The sequence below is a fragment of the Streptomyces sp. NPDC053493 genome (assembly GCF_044544825.1).
Taxonomy (GTDB): domain Bacteria; phylum Actinomycetota; class Actinomycetes; order Streptomycetales; family Streptomycetaceae; genus Streptomyces.
Genome location: NZ_JBITXS010000004.1, coordinates 435,433 through 450,944, shown reverse-complemented (window position 1 = coordinate 450,944; position 15,512 = coordinate 435,433). Strand labels below are relative to the sequence as shown.

The window sequence follows — 15,512 nt, the reverse complement described above, 5'->3', positions numbered from 1 at the left end:
TCCCGCCATGCGTTCTGCCCTCGCTCCCGCCACCCTGATCGCCCTCGCGGCCGTCGCCACGCTCGCCGCGTCCGGCTGCGCGCCCCAGCCGGCCACCAACGCCGACGCCCCGAGCGCCGCCGGCCCGTCCGCGTCTGCCTCCTGCGCGCCCGGCTCGCTCGCCACCAAGGCCAAGGGGAAGCTGACGGTCGGCACGGACACGCCCGCGTACGCGCCCTGGTTCCAGGACGACACACCGGCGAACGGCAAGGGCTTCGAGTCCGCCGTCGCCTACGCCGTGGCGCGCAAGCTCGGCTTCGCCCAGGGAGACGTGGTCTGGCAGAAGGTCGCCTTCAACAACGCCTTCGCGCCCGGCGAGAAGACCTTCGACTTCGACATCAACCAGGTCTCGATCAACGAGGACCGCCGCAAGGCCGTGGACCTGTCCACCGGCTACTACGACGTCCGCCAGGCCGTCATCGCGCTCAAGTCCTCCAAGGCGGCCAAGGCCACCACCCTCGCGGACCTCAAGGGCGTCAAGCTGGGCGCCCAGGTCGGCACGACCAGCCTCGACGTGATCAACGAGCAGATCAAGCCGGACCAGCCGGCCGCCGTCTTCCAGAAGAACGACCTGGCCAAGGCCGCGCTCAAGAACGGTCAGGTCGACGCGATCGTCGTCGACCTGCCCACCGCGTTCTACATCACGGGCGCCGAGGTCCCCGAGGCGAAGGTCGTCGGCCAGTTCGACACCGCCGGCGGCGCGGGCGGCGCGGTCGCCAAGGAGCAGTTCGGCCTGGTCCTCGACAAGGGCTCCGCCCTGACCTCCTGCGTCTCCCAGGCCGTCGACGCCCTGCGCAAGGACGGGACCCTGGCCGCCATCGAGAAGCAGTGGCTGTCCGAGGCGGCGGGCGCGCCGGTGCTGAAGTGACCGTCACGAAGCAAGACAGGGAAGACCGGGACGGCCGGGAAGACCGGGAAGACCGGGAAGACCGGGGAGTCCGGGAAGACGGCGGCGGTACGGGCGGGAGCGCGGGCGCGGCGGCGTACACGCCGTCCGCGCGGCGGATCGAGCGCGAGCGCTACAAGCGCTCCCGCGCCCGCCGCGCCACGGCCGTCGCCGCCCTCAGCACGGCCCTCACCCTGGCGGTGCTCTACTTCGTCGTCACCGGCTCGCCCGGCTGGCCGCGCACGAAGGAGACCTTCTTCAGCGCGGAGTACGCCCGCCAGGCGCTGCCGCTGGTCCTGGACGGCCTGTGGCTGAACCTGCGGCTGCTCGTGGTCTGCGGCGCCGTCACGCTCGTCCTCGGGCTGCTCCTCGCCGTCGCCCGCACGCTGCGCGGCCCGGCCTTCTTCCCGCTCCGCGCCCTCGCCACCGCGTACGTCGACTTCTTCCGTGGCCTGCCGCTGATCATCTGCCTGCTCGCCGTGATCTTCGGCGTGCCCGCGCTGCGCCTCCAGGGCGTGCCGACCGACCCGGTCGTCCTCGGCGGTACGGCGCTGGTGCTGACGTACTCGGCGTACATGGCCGAGGTGTTCCGGGCCGGCATCGAGAGCGTGCACCCGAGCCAGCGGGCCGCCGCCCGCTCGCTCGGTCTGTCGAGCGCGCAGACCATGCGCTACGTGGTGCTGCCGCAGGCCGTACGCCGGGTCGTGCCGCCGCTGCTCAACGACCTGGTCTCGCTCCAGAAGGACACCGGCCTGGTCTCCATCGCGGGCGCGGTCGACGCCGTGTACGCGGCGCAGATCCTGTCCAGCAAGACCTTCAACTACACCCCGTACGTCGTCGCGGGCCTGGTGTTCGTCGTGCTCACCATCCCCATGACCCGGCTCACCGACTGGGTCACGGCACGCATGAACCGGCGCCAGTCGCAGGGAGGCACGGTATGACGCCCACCCCGGTCCTCCGCCTCGCATCGGTACGCAAGACCTACGGCCACACCGTCGTGCTGCGCGACGTCGACCTGGAGGTCCCGCAGCACACGGTCACCGTGCTAATCGGCGCGTCCGGCTCCGGCAAGTCGACGCTGCTGCGTTGCGCCAACCTCCTCGAGGAGGTGGACGACGGCGCCATCTATCTCGACGGCGAGGAGATCACCGACCCGCGGGCCGACGCGGACGCGGTACGGCGCCGGATCGGCGTCGTCTTCCAGGCGTACAACCTCTTCCCGCACATGAGCGTGCTCGACAACATCACGCTCGCGCCGCGGCGCGTCCACAAGACCGAGCGCCGGGAGGCCGAGGAGCGGGCCCGGGAGCTGCTCGGCCGGCTCGGGCTCGGCGACAAGGCCGGCGCGTACCCGGACCGGCTCAGCGGCGGCCAGCAGCAGCGGGTGGCGATCGCCCGGGCGCTCGCGGGCCGGCCGCGGCTGCTGCTCCTGGACGAGGTGACGGCGGCGCTGGACCCGGAGCTGGTCGGCGAGGTCCTGAACGTCGTCCGGGACCTCAAGGAGGAGGGCATGACGATGGTCGTGGCCACGCACGAGATGGGCTTCGCGCGGGAGGTCGCCGACCAGGTGTGCTTCCTGGAGAACGGTGTCGTCCTGGAGCGCGGCACGCCGGCCGAGGTCTTCGGCGCACCGGCGCACGAGCGGACGCAGCGCTTCCTGTCCCGGATCGTGGAGGCCGGCCGCCTTTAGGGGGACCCGCACGGGCGCCTCTAGAGGGACCCGTACGGGCCGGCGGACCCGCGCCCGTACGGGACGGAGCCGACGGGCGCGCGCCCGTGCAGCCCGCGTAAAGCCCCCGCACGGCCCCGTGCAGCCCCCGTACCGCCTCGTCCGGCGCTCAGACCTTGCGGCGGCCCAGGCCCAGCGGGCCCGCGATCTCCTGGATCATCACGCGGCCCGCCTCCTCCGCGAGGTCGTCCTCCGTCAGGTCCTCGTCCGTGTCGAGACCGTCGAGCTCGGCCAGCGGCTGGTCCAGGCGGACGTGGGCCACCAGGGACTGGAGGGCGCGCAGGGTGGCGGAGGCGGTGGGGCCCCAGTTGGAGAAGTACGAGAACTGCCACCACCACAGCGCCTCGGTGGTCCGGCCGGCCCGGTAGTGGGCGAGGCCGTGCCGCAGGTCGGAGACGATGTCGGCGAGGTTGTCGGAGATCCGGGCCGGGACCGGCGCCTTGCGCGGCTCGTACGGGTCGAAGACCTCGGAGAAGACGTCCACCGGCTCCAGCATGACCGCGAAGCGCTCGCGCAGGTCGTCCATGTCCATGTCGGGACCGGCGTCCGGCTCGTAGCGCTCGTCGGGAACGATGTCCTCGTGCGCGCCGAGCCGCCCGCCCGCGAGCAGCAGCTGGGAGACCTCCAGGAGCAGGAACGGCACCGCGCTGTCCGGCTCGTCGCCCTTGGCGACCTCGGTGGTCGCCACGATGAAGCTCTCGATCGAGTCGGCGATCTGGACGGCGAAGTCGTCCGGGTCCTGGGTGATGGAGTGCAGCGTGGGGTCAGACATCGAGGAGCCTCCCTGAGAGTGCGCCGTCGGTGCGCACGGACCCGGTCGTCCGGAACAGGTCGTCGTCATACATCTAGCAGCCGCCGCCCCTCGAAGGCACGCCCCAGGGTGACCTCGTCCGCGTACTCGAGGTCGCCGCCGACGGGCAGGCCGCTGGCCAGTCGGGTCACCTTCAGACCCATGGGCTTGATCATCCGCGCCAGGTACGTCGCGGTGGCCTCGCCCTCCAGGTTCGGGTCGGTGGCCAGGATCAGCTCCGTGACGGTGCCGTCCGCGAGGCGCGCGAGCAGCTCCCTGATGCGCAGGTCGTCCGGGCCCACGCCCTCGATGGGGCTGATGGCGCCGCCGAGCACGTGGTAGCGGCCGCGGAACTCCCGGGTCCGCTCGATCGCGACGACGTCCTTCGGCTCCTCGACCACGCAGATGACGGTCTGGTCCCGGCGCGGATCGCGGCAGATGGTGCACTGCTCCTGCTGGGCCACGTTCCCGCAGACCGCACAGAACCGGACCTTCTCCTTGACCTCCAGGAGCGCCTGGGCGAGCCGCCGCACGTCGGTCGGCTCGGCCTGCAGGATGTGGAAGGCGATCCGCTGCGCGCTCTTGGGACCGACGCCGGGCAGTCTGCCCAGTTCGTCGATGAGGTCCTGAACCACGCCTTCGTACAACGCCAGCGCCCTTCTCGGAAGTGCTTGATTCTTACGGTAGTGGCTGGAAACCAGTCACAGAAGGTGTACGGATCAGAAGCCCAGGCCCGGCATGCCGCCGCCCAGGGCCTGCGTCAGCGGGCCGAGCTTCTGCTGCTGGAGCTGCTGGGCGTTGTCGTTGGCGGCCTTCACGGCGGCCACGACCAGGTCGGCCAGGGTCTCGGTGTCCTCCGGGTCGACCGCCTTCGGGTCGATCACCAGGGCGCGCAGCTCGCCGGAGCCGGTCACGGTGGCGGTGACCAGACCGCCGCCCGCCTGGCCCTCGACCTCGGTCGCCGCGAGCTCCTCCTGGGCGCGGGCGAGGTCCTGCTGCATCTTCTGGGCCTGCTGGAGGAGCTGCTGCATGTTGGGCTGGCCACCACCGGGGATCACGGTCACTCACTCCAAACGTTTCGGTGTCTCGGTAAGCCGAGCCTACGTGGTCGCCGACCGGGCTGCCGACGCAACACTTTCGAGTGAGAAACTGCGTGCTCCTCTACCTGATCAACACCCTCTTGCGGGCGGAAAACCCGGGATTCCGGGCCCACAGCCCACCATTCGGCGGTAGGAAGGGCAGGCACCACGTGCACCGCACGTCACAGAAGGACACGAGCGCTGAGCTGAACAGAGGAGTTCCCCGGTGAGCCAGCAGCCGGACATGCAGCCGCAGCCGGGGAATCCCGAAGGCTCGCGTGGCCCCCGAGGGCCCGAGGGCCCGCACAGGCCCAAGGGTCCGGCCGCGCACCGCGATCTGACCGGATCGCCCTTCCCGCTGGGCGACTGGGGCGAACCCGCCGAGCGCCTCGACGAGCTCTACCGCTGGGTCGAGTCCAACGCGCTGCGCACCGCGGAGTGGTATCTCTCCGACCGGGTCTGGAAGCGGCGCTGCGCCCGCGCGCTGCGCGTCGGCACGGCCCTCGGCGTGATCGCGGGCGCCGCGCTGCCGCTGCTCGACCTGACCGGGGCGGCCGAGGGCACGGCCGGCTGGGGCTATCTGTCGCTGCTGCTCGGCGCCGCCTGCCTGGCCTGCGACCGCTACTTCGGCCTGACCTCGGGCTGGATAAGGGACGTGGCCACCGCACAGGCCGTGCAGCGCCGGCTCCAGGCGCTGCAGTTCGACTGGGCCTCGGAGAGCGTCCGCGAGGTCCTGGGCCCCACGGAGGGCACGGCCAGCGAGGCCGCCGAGCGCTGCCTGGGCGTGCTGCGCCGCTTCTCGGAGGACGTGACCGAGCTCGTACGGGCGGAGACCGCCGACTGGATGGTCGAATTCCGCTCGGGGCCGGCGCCGCTGGCACTGCAGTCGGTCGGCACCGCCGCGCCACGGCCCGAGACCGGTCACCCGGCGAGCCGCTTCCCGCTGCCTCCGGGCACCCGCCCGAACATGCCGCGCCAGCGGCCGCCGGAGCCGCGCTGACGGCCGTCGGCCCCAGGGGCCCTGCCGACCTGCCGACGGGCGGCCGGCCCGCCGGAGTGGTCCTGACGGCCGCCGCGAGGGCCGTCGGGCGGCGCGGGGGCCGTCGGGCGGCGCCTCAGCTCAGGATGATCATCGAGCCCTGGCCGAGGCTCCGGGTCGCCGCCGCGTGCAGGCCCAGCCAGACGTGCCGCTCGCGGGCGAAGGGACTGTCGTCCTGGTACGCGGCCGGGGCGGCGGGTTCCTCCAGGGCGGTGGGCCGGTCCGGGGGCCGCGGGGCGGCGGGCGGGTTGGCGGGGTCGATGCCGATGGCGGGCGCGACGAACTCCAGTTCCCGCAGCAGCCCCTGCGAGGAGCCGAGCGGGCCGCCGCCGGCGAGCAGGTCGTCGTTGGAGAGCGGCGCGGGGAAGTCGACCGGCACGTAGGCGCCGGCGTGGTCGTAGTGCCAGACCAGGTGGGACTGCTGGGCGGCCGTCTCGAACATCTCCAGGAGCTGTTCGTAGTCGCCGCCGAGCTCGCCGACCGGTTCGACGGGCAGCCCGCAGATCTGGAGCAGATAGGCGCGGCGCAGGAAGTGCAGGGCCTCGTAGTCGAAGCCGGCGATCGGGGCGACGTCTCCGGACAGCCCCGGCATGTACGCGTAGACGGGCACGGTGGGCAGGCCGGCCTCGGTCAGGGCGTGGTCGTAGGCGGCGATCTCTTCGGCGAACGGGTTGTCGGCGCTGTGGCACAGCACGTCGACGAGGGGGACCAGCCACAGGTCACAGGCCAAGGGAGGCTCGCTCTCCGTCAGTTGCGGGGTCGGGTGCAGGGACGGCCAGGTTAGTAGGGGCGTGCCGCCCCGCACACCCGCTGGGTGCCTGCCCTGGGAACGGCCTCCTCAACCCGTACGGGGCTCCAGCCGGTCGGCCCACTCCAGCGACCGCGCGTTGTACTCGCGTACGACCGTGATCGCCGCCTGCGCGTCGCCGCGGGTGATCGCGTCGACCAGGTCCACGTGGCCGCTCCACAGCCAGCCCACGAGATCGCGGTCGGAGCGCAGGTACGGCACGGAGAAGACCCAGGCCTGCACGCGCAGGCGGTGCAGGAAGTCGGCGATGTGGTCGTTGGCGGCGACCAGGCGCCCCAGCTCGCGCCAGTAGCGGATGTCGTAGCCGATGAGGACGTCCAGGTCGCCGGCCCGGGCGGCGCGGGCGGCGGCCTCGCCGCGGCGCCGTATCGACACCAGGGTGACCCCGTAGTGGAGGTCGGGCTCGGCCGGCGGGGTGCGGGGCGCGTCGCGGCGGAAGATACCGTCGACGACCAGCATCCGGGCCTCGACCATGCCCCGGTAGTCGTCCACCGAGAACTGGTGCACCCGGAAGCCGCGGTGCTGGTCGGAGTCGAGGAGCCCCTGGGCGCACAGGTCCACCAGGGCCTCGCGGACGGGCGTCGCGGACACGCCGTACTGCTCGGCGATCTGCTTGACCGTGAACTCCTGGCCCGGCTGGAGACGCCCCGCGAGGACTTCGTCACGCAGCGCGTCCGCGATCTGCTGTCGCAGGGTGTTGCGGGTGACAGCTCCGCTCGCGGGCATGTGTGCGGCCCCCTCCGTCCGGTTCCGGGACACCCTAGTCCAGGCCACGGAGGGGGCCGATCCGGTCACGCTCCGGTCATACGGTGTGCTCGTCGGCGACCGAGAGCGCCGCGTCGAGGGCCGCCAGGCCCTCCTTCGCCTCCGCCTCGGTGACGTTGCAGGCGGGCACGGCGTGGGTGCGGTTCATGTTGACGAAGGGCCACAGGCCGTTCTTCTTCGCCGCGGCGGCGAAGGCCGCCATCGGCGCGTTGGCCTCGCCGGCCGCGTTGTACGGCACGAGCGGCTCGCGGGTCTCCTTGTTCCTGACCAGGTCGAGCGCCCAGAAGACGCCCAGACCGCGCACCTCGCCGACCGACGGGTGGCGCTCGGCCAGCTCGCGCAGGCCGGGGCCGAGGACGGTCTCGCCGATGTGGGCGGCGTGCTCGACGACCTTCTCGTCCTCCATCACCTCGATGGTGGCGACGGCGGCGGCGCAGGCCAGCGGGTGGCCGGAGTAGGTCAGACCGCCCGGGTAGGGGCGGGTGGCGAAGGTCGCGGCGATCTTCTCGCTGATGGCGACGCCGCCGAGCGGCACGTAGCCGGAGTTCACGCCCTTGGCGAAGGTCATCAGGTCGGGCACGACGTCGAAGTGCTCGGCGGCGAACCACTTGCCGGTGCGGCCGAAGCCGGCCATGACCTCGTCGAGGATGAGGACGATGCCGTACTTGTCGCAGATCTCGCGGACGCCGGCGAGGTAGCCGGGCGGCGGCGTCATGATGCCGGCGGTGCCCGGGACGGTCTCGAGGATGATCGCGGCGACGGTCTGCGGGCCCTCGAAGGCGATGGTGTCCTCGAGGTGGGCGAGGGCGCGCTGGCACTCCTCCGCCTCGGTGGTGGCGTAGAACGGCGAGCGGTAGAGGAACGGCGCCCAGAAGTGCACGACGCCGGCGGAGGCGGTGTCGGAGGCCCAGCGGCGCGGGTCGCCGGTCAGGTTGATCGCGGTGGAGGTGGCGCCGTGGTACGAGCGGTAGGCGGAGAGCAGCTTCGTACGGCCCGTGTGCAGACGGGCCATGCGGACGGCGTTCTCGACGGCCTCGGCGCCGCCGTTGGTGAAGAAGATCTTGTTCAGGTCGCCCGGCGTGCGCTCGGCGATGAGGCGTGCGGCCTCGGAGCGGACGTCCACGGCGAAGGCGGGCGCGAAGGTCGCGAGCTTGCCGGCCTGCTCCTGGATGGCGGCGACGACCTTGGGGTGCTGGTAGCCGATGTTGGTGTAGACGAGGCCGCTGGTGAAGTCGAGGTAGCGGTTGCCGTCGTAGTCCCAGAAGTACGAACCCTCGGCGCCGGCGACGGCGAGCGGGTCGATCAGGCCCTGGGCGGACCAGGAATGGAACACGTGCGCGCGGTCGGCGGCCTTGACGGCAGCTCCGGCCTGGGGGTCGGGTTCGACATGAGGGGTCATGGCTCCGAGGGTAAGGAACCGCAGGTGGGGCGGGCCATGACCATCTTGTCCACCGAGACCGGGAGCGACGAGACAGAGTGCCGGGAGGGCGTGGCACGACGGATTCCGCGGGCCGGCCGGCCGGCCGCGAGCCGGACCGCCCGGCGCACGGCCGCGGGGTGCTGCGGGAGCCGGGGCACGGTCGCGCCGCCGAGCTGCGCGAGCCGGCCGGGGGCGGTCGCGGGGTGCTGCGGGAGCCGGCCGGGGGCGGTCGCGCCGCCGTCCGCCGCTCAGCTCGACAGGACGCGCTCCAACAGGCCCACGAGCAGGGCGCGTTCGGCGACGGAGAGCGGGTCCATCAGTTCGTTCTGCGCGTCCGCGACGAGCCTGTCGAGGCGCTCGAGGTGTTCGCGGCCCCGCGGGGTGAGGGAGACGACGTTGCGGCGGCGGTCGTCGGGGTCGGGGGTGCGGGCGACGTGGCCGCGCTCCTCCAGTTCGTTGATCACGGCGACGAGGTCGCTGCGGTAGACGCCGGTGCGCCGACTGAGGCCGGCCTGGCTGGCCGGGCCGTGCTCGTCGAGGGAGACGAGCACGGCGTAGTGCCACTTGCGGGCCCCTTCGGCGGCGAGGCGCTCGCTCACCACCCGGTCGGCCCGGGCGGCGGTCATGGCGAGGAGGCGACTGGGCAGGCCGCGGAGGCGGCCGGGCGTCTCCGCCTCGTCCATCTCGGCGCTCCGAGGGCTTTCTGTCATGCGGAGCAGATTACCTCTTGCGTTAGTGCCCCGAACGATCTAATGTCGTTCGTGCGACAAACGTTAGTGTCTCGAACGTTAGAGGAGTGAACGAGCATGTCCGCGAACACCACCACGTCCGCCACCGCTGCCACCGCTGCCGGCTCCGCCACCGCCGCGACCGCCGCCGCCGTCGCCAGCCCTGCCGCCGCGCCTCTCGCTGACGCCCGCATGCTCGGTCTGGCGCACTACGCCGCCCGAGGCGTGCTGGAGCACGTCCTGGCCCAGCACGGCACCACGTTCCAGCAGCAGATCGCGCTGCGCGCCGCCGTCACCGCCGAGGCCCCGCAGACGCCTGAGGAGCTCGTCGCCCAGGTCCGGGGCTCGCTCAAGGCCGACCCGGCCGACATCCGCGCCACGCTCGACGAGCTGAAGGCCAGGGAACTGCTCGTCGAGGACGGCGCGCACCTCCGCCCGACGGAGGCGGGGCGCGAGCTGCTCGCCACCCTCGCCGCGACGACCGCCCCGCTCTCCGCCCGGGTCTGGAGCGGCATACCGAAGGAGGACCTCGCCGTGGCCGGCCGCGTGCTCGCGCTCGTCACCGAGCGCGCCGACGCGGAGCTCGCGGCGCTGACGGCGTGACGCCACCGCGGGGTGAGGGGGCGGGGAATCGGCGGGACGGCCTGAGGATCGGCGGGACGGCGTGGAGAACGGCGGGGCGGGTGCGGCTCGGGCGGGGTGAGGGGCTCAGATCATCAGGATGATCCGGCCGGGCCGGCGGCCGGCCTCCGCGCGGCGGTGGGCCTCCGCGACCTCCTCCAGGGGCATCACGTCGGCCACCCGGGTGACCAGCTCACGGTTCGACACCTTCTCCAGGGCGTCCGTCAGACGGGCGGCGTCGGGCTTGGCGCGGACGAACTCGACCCGGATGTCCCGCTCGGACGGCGGGATACGGTCCGGGGCGAAGGAGAGGAACACGCCGCCGTTCCGCACGGCGGGCAGCACCGCGCTGCCGGCCAGGGCGCCGTCGAAGACGCCGTCGACGCCGCCGGGCGCGAGCCGCAGCGCCTCGCGGACCACCTGGTCCGCCTCGCCGCGCGGGAAGCACTCCTTGGCGCCCAGGATCTTCAGCTCGCTCTCGTCGCCCTCGTAGGCGACCGCGAGGACCCGCAGCCCGGCCGCGGAGGCGAGCTGGACCGCGAACCGGCCCACCACTCCGCTCGCGCCCGTCACGAGCAGGGTCGCTCCCGGCGGGAGCGCGAGCTGGTCGAGGCCCTGGCGGGCGGTGATCACGGCCAGCGGGACGGAGGCCGCGGTGGTGAAGTCGACGTCGTCCGGGATCGGCGCCAGCCACGCCGGGTCGGCCCAGATGACCTCCGCGTAGGTGCCCTCTCCGGTCAGCAGGTCGTACCAGGGCAGGAAACCGGCCACCCGGGTGCCGGCGGCGAGTCCGGACGCCTCGCCGGGCGCCGGGTCGAGCAGCTTGCCGGCGAAGTCGGTGCCGAGAACGAAGGGAGGACGGAGATCACCCATCTGGTCGACGTAGAGACCGGCCCGGATCCTGAGGTCCGCGATGGTGATGCCGGCCGCCTTGAGCTGGACCCGGACCTTGCCGGGCACGGCCCCGGCCTCGGGCCTGGGGCGGCGGGCCATGGACAGGACCTCGGGTCCGCCGAAGGCGGTCACTTCGACGACACGCATGACGTCACGCATGGGGTTCTCCTCCTGCGGAAGCCCCCCGCCTCGTGGCCATTACACCCACGGCCGCCGGACCCGGCAACAGGGGTGAGGAGCCCGGGGGAACGGGGGCGCGGGCGCGGCGGGGGCGGGGGCAGGGGGCGGGGGCGGGAGCTGGCGGAAGGGCGAACACCGGATGGCGGGAAACCGACTCACGTCCGGAACCGCACACACGTCCGTACGGTGGCGTCCGTGGACTGGGTCAGCCCTGAGAACGTCATCGCCGTCCTCACCGCTGTGCTCGGTGTGGTCGTCACCTTCGCCGTGCTCGTGATCGAGCGTCGGGTGCCACGCCGCAAGCGGATCGGGTACCGCGTGCAGCTCGACACTCCCGTGGGAGACCGGGACGACCCGCGGCTCGGGCTGTTCGACGAGCAGCCGGACATGGCGGACGCCACCCTCGTCCTGCTGCGGATCGAGAACGACGGCGGCGTCTCGATCGGCCGCGAGGACTACAACTGGGAGACCCACGGCCTCACCGTCTCCTTCGACGGCCGTACGGTCCGCGCGGCGGCCGTCACCCACGCGCCGTTCGGCACCGCCGCGCTCACCCGGCACGGCTCCGAGATCAGACTGCCCAAGGCCCCGCTCAACCGGGGCCAGTACTTCAAGCTGCTCACGCTGCTCACCGGCGGGCCCGAGGGCAGCCCGGTCACCGTCACCGGCGAGATCCGCGACGGCACCATCCACGTCAACCACAGCGCCACCTTCGACGACAAGCCGGCCCTGTTCAGCCGCGCCGCCCGGCGCGTCACCGTCGCGCTCACCGCCTGCGTCGTCGTGCTCGCCTCGATCATCGTCTTCCGCGACGACGCGCCGCCGCCCATGGGCTGTGCCCGCGGCACGCTCACCGTCACCGGGTCCACCGCCTTCGAGCCCGTCGTCCGCGACCTCGCCCGGCAGTACGAGGACGCCTGCGAGGGCGCCACCGTCGTCGTCGACGCCCGGGGCTCCACCGCCGGTATCCGCGCGCTCGCCGACGCGGGAAAGGCGAGACCCAAGGGCTCCCCGGCCCTCGTCGCCCTCTCCGACGGCCCGAAGCCCGCCGGTTACCCGCAGCTGCGCGAGACCATGGTCGCCGTCTCCCTCTTCACCCTCGTCCTCAACGACCACGTCCGCCTCGACGACCTCACCCGGGAGGAGATCCGCGCCCTCTACCGCGGCGACATCACCAACTGGAAGACGCTCGGCGGCCCCGACCTGCCCGTACGGCTGGTCAGCCGGGACGCCGACTCCGGCACCCGGGAGGTCTTCCAGCGCCGCGTCCTCGGCCGCAACGAGCCCGCCAACTCCTCCCGTAACTGCGCCTCCAAGGACGATCCCGACGCCCGCGTCATCCGCTGCGAGCTCGACAGCACCGACCAGGTCCTGTCCACGGTCGCCGCGCTGCCCGGCGCCGTCGGCTACACCGAACTGCGCGCCGGCACCGGCCTGAAGGGCCTGCACCGCGTCGCCGTCGACGGCCGGCGCCCGAACGTCGACGAGATCGGCTCCTCGCCCTACCCGTACCGGGAGACCGAGTACGCCTACACCTGGGGCCAGCCGCCCGCCGACTCGCTGACCTCCAGTTTCCTGACCTTCCTCCGCCAGGGCGGCGGCCAGAGCGTCATCGTCACCCACGGCCATCTGCCCTGCACCACGCCCAAGGGCCTGCGCGTCTGCGGCGCGACACCACCGCTGGGATGAGGGCACGTCTGGCATCCTCTTGCGACGTGGATCCCTTGAACGCGGAAGACCCGGCCACCATAGGACCGTTCCGGCTGCTCGGCCGGCTCGGCGTGGGCGGCATGGGCCGGGTGTACCTGGCCCGTTCGGCCGGCGGACGCGCCGTCGCGGTGAAGGTCGTGCACCCGGAGCTGGCCACCCAGGACGAGTTCCGGCGCCGCTTCGCGCGCGAGGTCGCCGCACTCGAACGGGTCGGCGGCGCCGGCACCGCGCCCGTGCTCGGCGCCGACACCGGGGCCGAACTCCCGTGGGTCGCCGTCGGCTACGTCCCCGGGCCCAGTCTGCGTACCGTCGTCGCCGAGGAGTACGGGCCGCTGCCGCCCGCGAGCGTGCGCACCCTCGCCGCCGGGCTCGCCCGCGCCCTCACCCACGTCCACGCCGCGGGCCTGGTGCACCGCGACCTGAAGCCGTCCAACGTGCTGCTGACCGTCGACGGCCCGCGGATCATCGACTTCGGCATCGCCCGCGCCCTGGACGCCGTCACCGTCACCGACGGCGGGCTGACCAGCACCGGCGCGGTCGTCGGCTCGCCCGGCTTCATGTCGCCCGAGCAGGTCCGCGGCGAGCGGGTCACGCCGGCCTCCGACATCTTCTGCCTGGGTTCGGTCCTGGCCTATGCGGCGACCGGCCGTTCGCCGTTCGGCTCGTCCGACAGCGGTGTGCACGCCACCATGTTCCGCATCGCCAACGAGGAGCCGGACCTCGCCGGGCTCGCGCCCGAGCTCGCCGGGCTGATCCGGGCCTGCCTCACCAAGGACCCCGAGGGCCGCCCGTCGGCCGCCGAGCTCGTCGACACCCTCCAGGTCACCGACCCGTGGCTGCCCGCCGACGTGCTCGTCCGGCTCGGCCGGCACGCCGCCAAGGTCCTGGAGGCCGAGGGCAGCGCGGCCGCCGGGACGGGCGACCCGACGCCCGCGACGCCGCTGCCGCCGGGCCCCACCGCCGCGCCGCCCCGGCGACGGCGCCGCGGCGTGCTGGTGGCCGCCGTGACCGCGCTCGTCGTCGCGGCCGCCGGCGCGCTCGCGTACACGTACTGGCCCGGCCCGGGCACCGCGGGCGGAGCGGGCGGTCAGGGCGACAAGACGCGCGGCGGCGCCGGCACCACCGCCGCGCGGCCGTCCGGAATCGTGCCCGCCGCCTTCCTCGGCGCCTGGGAGGGCATCCTGCAGGGCTCCGTCAGCCATCCCCGCGAGACCCTCCGGCTTGAGATCACCCAGGGCGCGGCCGGCAGCAAGTCCGCCGTCTACGTCCACGTCACCGACGAGCGCCTGTGCATGGGCCGCTCCCGGCTGGTCTCGGCCGACGAGGACAAGGTCGTCCTCGGCGAGTCCGACGTCACCACCAGCGTGCCCGCCCAGCGCTGCACGCCGTCCGCCCAGCAGACCCTCACCCTGCGCTCGCCCGAGGTCCTGGAGTGGACCTCCGGCGCCGCGAAGGCCACCTTCCGCAAGGGGCGGACCGGTTCCGAGATCCTCCCGGCGAAGTTCCTCGGCAGCTGGCGGATGAAGAACGACCCCACCGTGTTCGGGAAGAACGTCGACCGCTACACCGACGAGGTGACGCTCACCCAGGGGCCGATCGGCTCCGCCGTCTTCCGTTACGAGCAGGGCTATCCGCGCACCGACGAGGAGGGCAATCCCACCTCCGAGTCGGTCCACTGCACCTTCACGGCCCTGCTCGCGGGCTCGGGCACGCCGCTGGTCGTGGGCCCGCAGACCGCCGAGCCGGGCTCGGACCCCGAGTGCGGCCCCACCGGCGGCATCGCGGGCTATCTGGACGTCGTCCGCTACCAGGGCGAGGACCGGCTCCTGGTCTATCCGATGACGGACGCCGAGCCGGGCGAGTTCCACAAGCAGTAGGGACCGTCCCGCGCTAGGAGGTGGCCGCCACCACCTCCGCCGCCGCGCGGGCGCAGGCCTGGGTCAGCGGGCGGGTGTCGGTGCTCCGCCAGGCGAGGGCGAAGCGGGCGGTCGAGACGCCGTCGACGGGACGGGTGACGACGCCGTCGCGGGCGACGAGCGGGGCGTTGCCGGTGGCGACCAGGCAGACGCCGAGGCCGCCGACGAGGGCCTCGTACGTCTCGTCGGTGGAGGCGACGACGGCGCCGATCCGGGGCGGGCGGCCGCCGCGGGCCTCCGTGGCCAGCCAGTAGTCGCGCAGTTCGGGCGTGCCTTCGGGCAGGGCGAGGAAGGGCTCGTCGAGGAGCTCGGTGAAGGCGATCCTCTCGCGGCCGGCCAGCGGATGGGTCTCGGGCAGGGCCACGAGGCGCGGTTCGGTGGCGACGACGACCCAGCGGTAGCGGTCGGCGTCGGCGAGCGGCAGCCAGACGAAGGCGACGTCGCTGCTGCCGTCGGCGAGGCCGGCGGTCGGGTCGTCCCAGCCGACCTGGCGCAGCCGGAGGCGGGCGCCCGGGTGGTGTTCGGTGAGGCGGGAGCGGATCGCGGGGAGGAGGCCGCCGCGGCCGGGGCTGGTGGACATGCCGATGACGAGCGTGGTGTCCCGCGCGGCCCGCGCCTCGCGTACGGCGCCGGCCGCCTCCTCCCAGGCGGCGAGGACCGCCCGGGCGTGCGGCAGCAGGGCCGTACCCACGTCGGTGAGGGCGACGCCCTGGCGGTCGCGGTCGAAGAGCGGGGCGCCGAGCTGCCGTTCGAGGGCCCGGATCTGTTTGCTGAGCGACGGCTGCGACACGTACAGCCGCTCGGCCGCCCGGGTGAAGTGGAGCTCCTCCGCCACCGCGAGGAAGTACCGCAGGTCTCGTCCGTGCACGTCCATGCCCGTTGGCTATCACGACGGATCTTGGACGGGC

16 protein-coding genes are annotated in these 15,512 nt (G+C 73.3%); 7 read left to right on the top strand and 9 right to left on the bottom strand.

Annotated elements, in window-relative coordinates:
- The first annotated feature begins 7 nt into the window (after positions 1-7).
- The 3 genes from ACIGO8_RS15430 (at position 8) to ACIGO8_RS15420 (ending at position 2,615) form a co-directional block, all read left to right on the top strand.
- Entirely contained in the window at positions 8-907 is a 900-nt protein-coding gene (locus ACIGO8_RS15430; RefSeq protein ID WP_399729625.1) for an ABC transporter substrate-binding protein, read from the top strand.
- A gap of 137 nt (positions 908-1,044) precedes the next feature.
- Complete coding sequence (locus ACIGO8_RS15425) at positions 1,045-1,866, top strand: amino acid ABC transporter permease (RefSeq protein WP_399730086.1); 822 nt, start codon at positions 1,045-1,047, stop codon at positions 1,864-1,866.
- Positions 1,863-2,615: an amino acid ABC transporter ATP-binding protein gene (locus tag ACIGO8_RS15420; protein ID WP_399729622.1), complete on the top strand. Its 753-nt coding sequence runs from the start codon at positions 1,863-1,865 to the stop codon at positions 2,613-2,615. Before ACIGO8_RS15425 ends, ACIGO8_RS15420 begins: the two co-directional genes overlap by 4 nt.
- 148 nt (positions 2,616-2,763) lie before the next feature.
- Here ACIGO8_RS15420 and ACIGO8_RS15415 read toward each other — a convergent pair whose 3' ends face one another.
- From ACIGO8_RS15415 to ACIGO8_RS15405, 3 genes are all read right to left on the bottom strand, one after another.
- On the bottom strand, positions 2,764-3,426 hold the full coding sequence (locus ACIGO8_RS15415; RefSeq protein ID WP_399729619.1) for a DUF5063 domain-containing protein: 663 nt from the start codon (positions 3,424-3,426) through the stop codon (positions 2,764-2,766).
- A gap of 65 nt (positions 3,427-3,491) precedes the next feature.
- Entirely contained in the window at positions 3,492-4,091 is a 600-nt protein-coding gene (gene recR, locus ACIGO8_RS15410) for a recombination mediator RecR (protein WP_399729617.1), read from the bottom strand.
- 72 nt (positions 4,092-4,163) lie between these two features.
- Positions 4,164-4,502: a YbaB/EbfC family nucleoid-associated protein gene (locus ACIGO8_RS15405; RefSeq protein WP_399730083.1), complete on the bottom strand. Its 339-nt coding sequence runs from the start codon at positions 4,500-4,502 to the stop codon at positions 4,164-4,166.
- A 265-nt stretch (positions 4,503-4,767) separates the two neighbouring features.
- On the opposite strand from ACIGO8_RS15405, the gene ACIGO8_RS15400 reads away from it, so the two are divergent.
- A complete protein-coding gene (locus tag ACIGO8_RS15400; protein WP_399730080.1) occupies positions 4,768-5,523 on the top strand; it encodes an SLATT domain-containing protein in 756 nt (251 codons plus the stop codon).
- A gap of 115 nt (positions 5,524-5,638) precedes the next feature.
- Here ACIGO8_RS15400 and ACIGO8_RS15395 read toward each other — a convergent pair whose 3' ends face one another.
- The 4 genes from ACIGO8_RS15395 to ACIGO8_RS15380 all read right to left on the bottom strand — a co-directional run bounded on the left by ACIGO8_RS15395 (position 5,639) and on the right by ACIGO8_RS15380 (position 9,265).
- A complete protein-coding gene (locus tag ACIGO8_RS15395) occupies positions 5,639-6,292 on the bottom strand; it encodes a hypothetical protein (RefSeq protein WP_399729614.1) in 654 nt (217 codons plus the stop codon).
- Between the two features lie 108 nt (positions 6,293-6,400).
- Positions 6,401-7,096: a GntR family transcriptional regulator gene (locus tag ACIGO8_RS15390; protein WP_399729612.1), complete on the bottom strand. Its 696-nt coding sequence runs from the start codon at positions 7,094-7,096 to the stop codon at positions 6,401-6,403.
- Between the two features lie 76 nt (positions 7,097-7,172).
- Positions 7,173-8,534, bottom strand: a complete 1,362-nt coding sequence (locus ACIGO8_RS15385) for an aspartate aminotransferase family protein (RefSeq protein WP_399729609.1) — start codon at positions 8,532-8,534, stop codon at positions 7,173-7,175.
- Between the two features lie 269 nt (positions 8,535-8,803).
- Entirely contained in the window at positions 8,804-9,265 is a 462-nt protein-coding gene (locus tag ACIGO8_RS15380; protein ID WP_399729607.1) for a MarR family winged helix-turn-helix transcriptional regulator, read from the bottom strand.
- Positions 9,266-9,475: 210 nt separating this feature from the next.
- Between ACIGO8_RS15380 and ACIGO8_RS15375 the strand changes: the two genes are divergently transcribed.
- Complete coding sequence (locus ACIGO8_RS15375) at positions 9,476-9,886, top strand: MarR family transcriptional regulator (protein WP_399730077.1); 411 nt, start codon at positions 9,476-9,478, stop codon at positions 9,884-9,886.
- A gap of 105 nt (positions 9,887-9,991) precedes the next feature.
- On the opposite strand, the gene ACIGO8_RS15370 is transcribed toward ACIGO8_RS15375, so the two are convergent.
- Positions 9,992-10,957, bottom strand: coding sequence for an NADP-dependent oxidoreductase (locus tag ACIGO8_RS15370; protein ID WP_399729604.1), 966 nt, complete (start codon positions 10,955-10,957; stop codon positions 9,992-9,994).
- Positions 10,958-11,173: 216 nt separating this feature from the next.
- Here ACIGO8_RS15370 and ACIGO8_RS15365 point away from each other — a divergent pair, with 216 nt between their 5' ends.
- Entirely contained in the window at positions 11,174-12,667 is a 1,494-nt protein-coding gene (locus ACIGO8_RS15365; protein ID WP_399729601.1) for a substrate-binding domain-containing protein, read from the top strand.
- Between the two features lie 26 nt (positions 12,668-12,693).
- The gene (locus tag ACIGO8_RS15360; RefSeq protein WP_399729598.1) at positions 12,694-14,565 is read left to right on the top strand and encodes a serine/threonine-protein kinase; all 1,872 of its coding nucleotides are present in this window, start codon (positions 12,694-12,696) and stop codon (positions 14,563-14,565) included.
- A 13-nt stretch (positions 14,566-14,578) separates the two neighbouring features.
- Here the strand turns inward: ACIGO8_RS15360 and ACIGO8_RS15355 are convergent, their stop codons facing one another.
- Positions 14,579-15,478 carry a LysR substrate-binding domain-containing protein gene (locus tag ACIGO8_RS15355; protein ID WP_399729595.1) on the bottom strand — a complete coding sequence of 300 codons (900 nt, stop codon included), beginning with the start codon at positions 15,476-15,478 and terminating at the stop codon, positions 14,579-14,581.
- Positions 15,479-15,512: the final 34 nt, after the last annotated feature.

What these genes read in the sequence shown, in the direction of transcription:
- ACIGO8_RS15385 (WP_399729609.1), bottom strand. Translation starts at nt 8,534, where the DNA reads ATGACCCCTCATGTCGAACCCGACCCCCAGGCCGGAGCTGCCGTCAAG.
- ACIGO8_RS15400 (WP_399730080.1), top strand. Translation starts at nt 4,768, where the DNA reads ATGCAGCCGCAGCCGGGGAATCCCGAAGGCTCGCGTGGCCCCCGAGGG.
- ACIGO8_RS15355 (WP_399729595.1), bottom strand. Translation starts at nt 15,478, where the DNA reads ATGGACGTGCACGGACGAGACCTGCGGTACTTCCTCGCGGTGGCGGAG.
- ACIGO8_RS15420 (WP_399729622.1), top strand. Translation starts at nt 1,863, where the DNA reads ATGACGCCCACCCCGGTCCTCCGCCTCGCATCGGTACGCAAGACCTAC.
- ACIGO8_RS15390 (WP_399729612.1), bottom strand. Translation starts at nt 7,096, where the DNA reads ATGCCCGCGAGCGGAGCTGTCACCCGCAACACCCTGCGACAGCAGATC.
- ACIGO8_RS15380 (WP_399729607.1), bottom strand. Translation starts at nt 9,265, where the DNA reads ATGACAGAAAGCCCTCGGAGCGCCGAGATGGACGAGGCGGAGACGCCC.
- ACIGO8_RS15415 (WP_399729619.1), bottom strand. Translation starts at nt 3,426, where the DNA reads ATGTCTGACCCCACGCTGCACTCCATCACCCAGGACCCGGACGACTTC.
- ACIGO8_RS15375 (WP_399730077.1), top strand. Translation starts at nt 9,476, where the DNA reads ATGCTCGGTCTGGCGCACTACGCCGCCCGAGGCGTGCTGGAGCACGTC.
- ACIGO8_RS15370 (WP_399729604.1), bottom strand. Translation starts at nt 10,957, where the DNA reads ATGCGTGACGTCATGCGTGTCGTCGAAGTGACCGCCTTCGGCGGACCC.
- ACIGO8_RS15430 (WP_399729625.1), top strand. Translation starts at nt 8, where the DNA reads ATGCGTTCTGCCCTCGCTCCCGCCACCCTGATCGCCCTCGCGGCCGTC.